This is a genomic window from Levilactobacillus paucivorans, from assembly GCF_001437125.1.
Taxonomy (GTDB): Bacteria; Bacillota; Bacilli; order Lactobacillales; family Lactobacillaceae; genus Levilactobacillus; species Levilactobacillus paucivorans.
In genome coordinates this window covers 1-7902 of the sequence record NZ_JQCA01000083.1, presented here as the reverse complement: position 1 = coordinate 7902, position 7902 = coordinate 1, and the positions used below count along the sequence as shown (strand labels likewise).

At 44.7% G+C, this 7902-nt stretch carries 6 protein-coding genes and 3 pseudogenes; 2 read left to right on the top strand and 7 right to left on the bottom strand.

Translation table 11 applies throughout. From position 1 onward, the window contains the following. A pseudogene (locus IV54_RS11755) lies at positions 1-143 on the top strand (IS30 family transposase); the annotation flags it as partial. 104 nt (positions 144-247) lie between these two features. Here the strand turns inward: IV54_RS11755 and IV54_RS07655 are convergent. The 3 genes from IV54_RS07655 to IV54_RS07645 are packed head-to-tail and all read right to left on the bottom strand — an operon-like array spanning position 248 to position 2852. Beyond that, on the bottom strand, positions 248-1111 hold the full coding sequence (locus IV54_RS07655) for a lysophospholipid acyltransferase family protein (RefSeq protein ID WP_014386900.1): 864 nt from the start codon (positions 1109-1111) through the stop codon (positions 248-250). Then, positions 1108-2058: a glycosyltransferase family 8 protein gene (locus tag IV54_RS07650; protein ID WP_014386901.1), complete on the bottom strand. Its 951-nt coding sequence runs from the start codon at positions 2056-2058 to the stop codon at positions 1108-1110. The genes IV54_RS07655 and IV54_RS07650 overlap by 4 nt, the downstream gene beginning before the upstream one ends. Positions 2059-2075: 17 nt before the next feature. Next, positions 2076-2852: a lysophospholipid acyltransferase family protein gene (locus IV54_RS07645; protein ID WP_056986357.1), complete on the bottom strand. Its 777-nt coding sequence runs from the start codon at positions 2850-2852 to the stop codon at positions 2076-2078. A 223-nt stretch (positions 2853-3075) separates the two neighbouring features. Here IV54_RS07645 and IV54_RS07640 point away from each other — a divergent pair, with 223 nt between their 5' ends. Then, positions 3076-4827 (top strand): ABC transporter ATP-binding protein, encoded by a 1752-nt coding sequence (locus tag IV54_RS07640; protein ID WP_057878785.1) that lies wholly within the window; start codon positions 3076-3078, stop codon positions 4825-4827. A 271-nt stretch (positions 4828-5098) separates the two neighbouring features. Here IV54_RS07640 and IV54_RS07635 read toward each other — a convergent pair whose 3' ends face one another. From IV54_RS07635 to IV54_RS07620, 4 genes and pseudogenes are all read right to left on the bottom strand, one after another. Next, positions 5099-5977, bottom strand: a complete 879-nt coding sequence (locus tag IV54_RS07635) for a glycosyltransferase (RefSeq protein WP_075168805.1) — start codon at positions 5975-5977, stop codon at positions 5099-5101. A gap of 46 nt (positions 5978-6023) precedes the next feature. Beyond that, positions 6024-7010: pseudogene (locus IV54_RS07630) on the bottom strand (IS30 family transposase). Positions 7011-7109: 99 nt separating this feature from the next. Further along, positions 7110-7259, bottom strand: a pseudogene (locus IV54_RS07625) (DNA adenine methylase); the annotation flags it as partial. Positions 7260-7407: 148 nt separating this feature from the next. Beyond that, on the bottom strand, positions 7408-7902 hold a 495-nt coding region (locus tag IV54_RS07620; RefSeq protein WP_057878784.1), incomplete at its 5' end, for a recombinase family protein.

The window sequence follows — 7902 nt, the reverse complement described above, 5'->3', positions numbered from 1 at the left end:
CTAAAGGGACTCGTTTTGAGCACATTAGTGCTCAAGATTTAACGACGACGTTACTCCAAATTAACCAGCGACCGCTTAAAATACTCGACTGGCAAACACCGTATCAGGTTATGCTGACAAATTTGTCCAAAAATTCGGATTAAATTTGCAATCTACCTAACTAATTCGTTATTCGATCCTAAAAAAGGTATGACTGTGAATGAAAGATCATTTTGTTCACGGTCATGCCTTTTTGTTGTCCATTTAGTTATTGATAATGACCAGCAATGTCGTCTGGACTAAAATCCTTAGTGAATTGACGATCATAGGCCTTTTCATAGGCAGCAACTTTTTGTTGGTAATCAATTTGGCGCATCTTTTCGGCAGCTTCCCGCTGTGATGTGGCCGACTTTTCGACCGCATCCGGATAAATTGGCGGTAACACATGGACCGTATAATTGATGCCATGCGGATCCGATTTGGTCGGGGCGTCAACCATCGAAACAAAGCAGGACACGATTGGCACATTCAATCTAACGGCGTAGTAGTACGCTCCCCGTTCAAGCGGCCGCGGTTTGCGATAGTTGAACCACATTTCCCGTTCCGGATAAATTAGAATTGACTGTTTGCGTGCCAAGCTACTTTGCAAAAGGGCAATAAACCCCTTGCCCATGTAATTGACGCTGTCGCTGACAGGTATCGTATCAGCGTATGTCATCAAAAATCCCAGCATCCCGGGCATTTTAAGGTTGGTGAGCTCAACGACAATCGACAAATCAGGTTGATTCAGGGCTGATCGAACCAGCAGGCTGTCAATCGGGCTAAAGTGGTTACAGGTAATGATTGCCGGCCATTCCAATGCCTTTAAATTGTCAGTCCCCTCAACTTTTAAATTGGGATTCATCATCCTCGCAGCCATATTCATGACCGACCGGGCTTCGGCTGCCCGCCAATGATAACGTTTAGTTTGGTGAAGCTTCAAGAAGTGGTCCAACACCTCATGCTGCTCGGTAAGTGTCAGTACTGGATCATGTAGTTCGACTTTTTGATTAAATTTTCCCTGACGGACGTTTTCAGCAATGTTTTGAATCACTTTGTCACGCTCGCCAAGCTTTACCGGTGTAAAAGTCATAGGGCAATTTTTACTCCTTGCTTGGCCCTTGCGTAAAATGTCGTTGGGGTCTTAATAATATCAACGGCTAATTGAATCAAATCGGACTGATTCTTCTGATCACGGGCAACTTCTTTAGGATTCATATCTGCGAGCTGCTGTTTTAACATGGTCTCGTAATCGGTTTGTTTGGCATAGGTCCAAAAATAGCTTTGTCGAGGGGCATCATCATAGCGCCACGGCTTGGCAAATAAGTTATAGTGAATCAGCCAGGGGTCAACATCCTGTGGCGTGGTGATTTGGATGTTCCATGACGGGTTCAAATAATAAATTCGATTTCTCGCGATGGCATTCATGTAGTCCTGATCCGGGGCCAAACTCTTGAAATGGTACTTGTTCAAGAGCTGCAAAAAGTGTTCAGCGAATTTTGAACGGCGCATTTCAGCCAGGTTCATCAACAACACGCCGGAATTAACGTATTTCTGTGAATCAATCCCAACGGCTTGTTCAGCATAGTCAATCGTTTCCGGAGTGTGGCCGATGAAGTGATCCGGCACTGCGCCAACCAGGTTATCCCCCAGCTGGGTATCAAATAATTCACCCACGTCCTTTAAAACCACCGTGTCCGCATCCAGGTAGAGCGCCTTATCCAATTTGGGGAACAATTCAGCAATAAACAGCCGGAAATAAATTGTAAAGGTAAAGTAGTCACTGCGTAGTTTGTTATTCTTATCAGTAATTTCTTGCTTCAAGCGGTCATTAATTGAAACAAACTGAATTTTGAGGTTGTCCGTTTCAAAGGCTTTAAGCCGCCCTTGATTGTCGGTATTGAGATCATCACACAACACAATCACCTGGTAATGCCTGTCCGGTGATGTATGCGCGACCAGTGAAGCCAGTGAAACTGCCAGATAAGGTGCATAATTGTCATCGACAGCGTAAAAAATTGGCACGGTTTGATTTTCCATAATGAATCCCCCTTAAATCAATGTGATTGATGCTGGTAGGTCATAAATGACACGTTGCTTTGGTGACTGCGGGTCACCATTTGGGCATGAATCTGATCGTGGAGTTTTTGTTGGCGTTGTTTACGCGGAAGTGACTTGTCCGGCATAAACGGACCGTCGAAGTATACCACCTGCTTGGGTCGGCTCAACAGTCGGCCTTTTTGATATGTAATCGTCATGCTGTAGCTGGGCAGGTCGGCAGCGACTGGATAATGGAATGCGCCAACTGGAAACGGACGAATCTTGGTGTAATACGGCCAAACATGGGCTTCGGGATAGATAAACACTCGTTGATGCTGGTCCAATCGAGCATTCATCGCCCGCTGGAATTGGATCATTTGTGATAATTTCGCGGGTAGGATCAACGCACCACCCATCGCCAAGAGACGACCGACGATTGGAATACCAAGGTTGGCAGGTTCCGCAATCGGATACGCCCGCCGGGGTATTGCGACCAGCATCGGTAAAAGTGCATCCCCCAGCGGCTGGGTATGGTTGGCATAAATGAAGGCGCCCCGTTTGCCTTGGGTGCGCAGACACCGTTTGTTTCGAAAAGACGTCCGCAAATACAGCCGACAATAAACGAAGCTGACAACAACCGCCACCCAGTAGACGACCGTCGCCGTTACGCGGTAAAACCAATTTTGATGCAGCCAAATGTAGCCCTCAGGAATGGTGGCATTTTGATTTTTGGTAAAGACCACGTCATCATCAAAATCATGATACGTAAACACTTTTGATGTCCGTTTAGTCATTACCAATGTCATCCTTTCTTCCGAGAAGTTAAAATCATGAACAGAACCATTCTACCCCAAATATGACATTATTTCATCATACGGGACGTTTAAAAATGGCAATTCACTAAAAATCGCCCTTTAAATGATGAAATTGGTGTAAAATTAAGGCTTGCTATGCTAGGATATTTGGGATAACAATGGATGTATACACATCATTAGAAGGATTTAGGGGATAATTTTGATGCAAGCTCAGTCCAAGAACAATACCAAGTTTAACTTTAAAACATTTATGGGCCTAATCAACCGAATTCACCCCCGTTACTGGCAACTGCTGCTTGGCTTTTTTCTAGGAGTTGTCGCAACGGCGATGCAATTGATGGTTCCCGGCATCGCCAAGGGGATCATCAACTCAATCGGTCATTCAATGGATGTCGGCCTAATCGTTGCCGTCATTTTACTATTCGTTTTCAGTACCATTATTGGAGCCTTTTCCGGCAGTATTTTAGGCTTCTTCGGTGAAGACGTCGTCTATAAGCTGCGAACAACACTTTGGGATAAAATCTTAACCCTGCCGGTGGGTTATTTTGACCAAACCAAATCTGGCGAAATAACGTCCAGGTTGGTCAATGATTCCACACAGGTCAAGGAACTGTTGGCCAATTCGGTTCCCAAAACCGCAACTTCGATTCTGCAACTGGTTGGCGCATTGGTCTTAATGCTCATCACGGACTGGCGGATGACTATCATTATGTTTATCGCCGTTCCGCTCGTCTTGATCTGCCTGCTGCCAATTGTCCGCCAATCCCACAAAGTTGCCAGAGCGAGACAGGACGCACTGGCAGATCTCAATGGTAAAGCCGGTGAAATGCTGGGCGAAGTCCGTCTAGTCAAATCGTCTACCGCAGAAAACTTAGAACGAACAGCCGGCGATAAACGGATGTATCGCCTTTATCGCATCGGGTTAAAAGAAGCGATCTATGATTCAATTGCCGGACCTGTAATGGGCATGGTCATGATGGCCATGGTCCTGGGAATTCTGGGCTATGGTGCGATCCGGGTTCGGGAAGGTGCCATTGATATTGGGACCTTATTTTCATTTCTGATGTACCTGGTTCAAATGATTAGTCCATTTGCGGTTCTCGGCCAATTCATGTCTGATGTTGCCAAGGCAAGTGGCTCAACCACTCGAATCCAGGCATTATTGCAAACTCATGAAGAAGATCGTCTGACTGGAACGGATTTGGATATTGGCGATCAAACACTTCAGATGAACCACGTCAGTTTTTCTTATGATCAGCATCACCCCATTTTATCCGACGTGTCGTTTACGGCAGAACCCAATTCGGTCATTGCCTTTGCCGGACCATCCGGCGGTGGCAAATCAACCATTTTCAGCTTAATTGAACGTTTTTATGAACCTAACGAGGGCAGCATCACGATTGGCAATACCAATATTACTGATATTCAACTTGCCGATTGGCGCCAGCAAATCGGCCTGGTCGGCCAAGACGCTGCAATCATGTCTGGAACGATTCGTTACAATTTAACCTATGGTTTGCCGGGGCATTTTTCCGATGAACAGCTTTGGCATGTCTTGGAAATGGCTTACGCAACGCAATTTGTCCAGAAGATGCCTCGGGGCTTGGACACGGAAGTCGGTGAGCGTGGAGTCAAGGTATCGGGGGGCCAACGCCAACGATTGGCGATTGCCCGGGCCTTCCTGCGTAATCCAAAAATCTTAATGTTGGATGAAGCAACGGCGAGCCTGGATTCCGAGTCCGAAATGATGGTCCAAAAAGCGCTGGACCAGTTGATGGCCAATCGAACAACATTGGTGATCGCCCACAGGCTAAGCACAATTACCAACGCCGACGAAATTTATTTCATAGAAAACGGCAGGGTAACGGGCCAGGGAACCCACCAACAGTTAGTGAAAACGACTCCTTTGTATAGGGAGTATGTGAAAAATCAGAGCGCGACGAGCAACGGGTGAGGCGGTTTCTAAGGGTACTTTGATTGAAGTCCCTGGGTTTGGGACTTTAATTAAAGTGCACTTAGAAGTTAGCCTCAGTTGCGTCGGAGCGTATTTTAAAGGCCGGAGGGATCTCAAAATCCCCTAACCCCACCAACCAATCGATAATTCTTCCACTTCCTGCACACCAATCCAATCAAGACAAAATATAAAAAGAGCCAATCATTCCAAAAACAGGAATAATCAGCTCGTTCATTAAGATTCTAAGAGCAACACATCTCGCATCGCACCCTCACTCAGTTTTCAATTCCCCTTCAGCATCCAATTCAGCCATAATCTCCTGATACTCGGCTAAAATATCATCATATTCATGCAAATGAAGTTGCTGGTGAACTTTATCAACTTCCCAAGGCTTGACCGAAACCGTGTGGACGATCGGCCATAATTTCCAGCGGGTGGAGAAATGCTGAAAAACGGTGTCAGATTGAACATCCTGCTGCTCATTGTATTTTTCAGGGGCAAAAGCCTTGTGCTTGGCCAGCTTATTCATCGCGGACTGGTCCGGCATAATCATCGGCCATTTTCGGCAGCATTCCCGGCAGCGGGCCAGTAATTTGTCTTGTCGGATCATATCCAGGTTCATCAGGAGCATCCCCGAGTTAATGTAATCAAATGCTCTCTGTTGATGATGGAAGAACCAACGACCGTAATGATCCAATACGCCAACAAAATCAGTTCCTGCCAGTGATTGATGATAAAAATCTTCAAACGGCCGGCGACACACAACGTCAGCGTCCAAATACAGAATCCGATCGGAAAATTGCGGCACCAAATCACTATACAGCCGCAACATACTATAGGGCGTGAATAACGTGTTGATGTTCGCCTTGGGCAAATCCGCCTCAAACTGAGTGGTAATGTCAATTTTGGTAACGCCACTATCGACATTTTCCCGCTTGACCAGTTGATTCAAAAAGGCTGCGTGATCGTCAGTCAGCGCTTGAAATTGCTGATGACGATTATACAATTGTCCAGTTAAAATGTAGATGTTGAGTGGTTCTTGCGCGTGTTTTGTCAGTGAGAGGATTGAAATAATCAACCCCGAAAACATGTGGTCATCTCCACAGTATAAAATATCCAAACCGCATTCATCCCCCAATTCGTGTCTCATCAATCAAAGTGTGTCATATTTCCAGAGAAATGGCAACGGCGAATTGTCAAACTAAGTGCAACGGTTTGTCAAAAAATACTTCATATGGGGTTTCATAGTTTAACACTTTGCGAGGACGTTGATTTAACTGCTTTTGGCAGTGTTCAACGTCCTATTCTGTATAATTATCAATATCTGTTCGCTTGGGAAAATATTCCCGGATTAATCCATTTGTATTCTCATTTGTTCCACGCTGTTCAGGCGAATATGGATCGGGCCAATAGACAGTAACACCTAACCTTTCGCTGATTTCATCAAGATGAAGAAATTCGGTCCCATGATCTGGTGTAATAGAATGAACAAATTCTTTAGGAATGGCCCCTAACAGTTCAACTAAGCCTTTATTTATCTCCTGCGAGTCCTTTTGCACAACCTTTTTGATAAGCGTAAGCCGACTAAGCCGATCGACAATCGTTAAAAGGATGGAGTGACCCGTTCGACCAATCACAGTATCAATTTCCCAGTCACCTATACGTTGACGCTGGTTGATAAAACCAGGGCGCTCATGGATCGAGATATAGTCGGTCTGTACTTCTCGATGTCGTCTAGTATTCTTTGAATGCCGAGTCCGATGTTTATGTCTGAGATGGCGCTGAATACCGGTATCACCACGTGAGGAGTACTTCTCACCTAAATTGTGTTGATAGATATGACGGTAAATTGTGTTGTAGCTAACACACCATTGATGTTCCTTATTAAAGCGAGCGGTAATCTGCTCTGGTGACCAGTGCAGATCTAAGATGTAATGAACAATTTGACGGCGTAATTGTGGATGGCTGTCTAATAGCCGCTTCTTGTGACAATTCTGCCGCTTTTGATGATAGTCATTATCTGCTTTGCTTGGGGAATAATTACCTGCACAACGTTTTAACTCCCGTGAAATAGTGCTTGGATTTCGCCCCAGCCGTAACGCAACAGCCCGGATAGATAACCCCTTAGCTCGTAAAAACATAAGTATTTCACGTTCTTTTATAGTAAGATGTTTATAGCTCATACCGGATACCTCGAATTGTTTGATTTGGTCGTTAAACATATTCTACCCGGTATGGGTTTATTTTTTTACTTTGTGTTGCATTTCAATTGTAAATTCGCCATCTAAAAAAACAGCGCCCCCTCCCACGAATGGTTCGTAATAATTTTTAATTTTTGACGGCAAATAACGTTTTATCTCTGGTAATAATTGTCGCTTTCCCCCAGCCCATTTGACAAAGGGCTTAACTAAAGGATTCTTGTGTATTGTCATTATATAAGTTCTCCTTTAGATTCTAATTTTTAATTTAAATACTAATTAAAGATGCGACCAACTTCCAGTAGCATCATTTTTAAGCATTTGTTATTTTACGCCTGTTTCAGGGCTTCTAATCTATTCTGATTATCTCATGTAAACCGGTTCAATGCACATCGAATTTCTTTCGGTATCTGATAAAGGTTGTCCGTTTAATCCCGGTATTACGGGCAACATCTACATCACTCATGCCCGTCTGATAAAGCTTAAAAGCATGTAGTAAGCGGGGATCATCTTCGGTATATTGGGGTTTGCGCCCATGATATTTCCCCTGCTGTTTGGCCAGGAAAATCCCCTGTTGCTGCCGTTCAATGATCCGCTTACGTTCGCTTTCAGCTTGATATTTATACAGTTCAATAATGAGATTCGTCATGAGCTGGCGTAAATTAGGATCCGCAATCCCTGTCATGGACGGCAAGTTTAACACATCTAGGGTGGTCCCCTTATTTTGAATGGTGTTCATGATCTTAGTTAAGTCCTGGTTGTTTCGGCCTAAGCGATCTAATTCAGTGACCAGGACAATATCACCCTCGCGAACATAGGCGAGCATTTTTTGCAGTTCTGGCCGATTAGTGTTAGCCCCACTTAATTTATCCGTAAA

Coding starts and splice junctions, on each gene's coding strand:
- IV54_RS07650 (WP_014386901.1), bottom strand. CDS start 2,058: ATGGAAAATCAAACCGTGCCAATTTTTTACGCTGTCGATGACAATTAT.
- IV54_RS07635 (WP_075168805.1), bottom strand. CDS start 5,977: ATGAGACACGAATTGGGGGATGAATGCGGTTTGGATATTTTATACTGT.
- IV54_RS07645 (WP_056986357.1), bottom strand. CDS start 2,852: ATGACTAAACGGACATCAAAAGTGTTTACGTATCATGATTTTGATGAT.
- IV54_RS07655 (WP_014386900.1), bottom strand. CDS start 1,111: ATGACTTTTACACCGGTAAAGCTTGGCGAGCGTGACAAAGTGATTCAA.
- IV54_RS07640 (WP_057878785.1), top strand. CDS start 3,076: ATGCAAGCTCAGTCCAAGAACAATACCAAGTTTAACTTTAAAACATTT.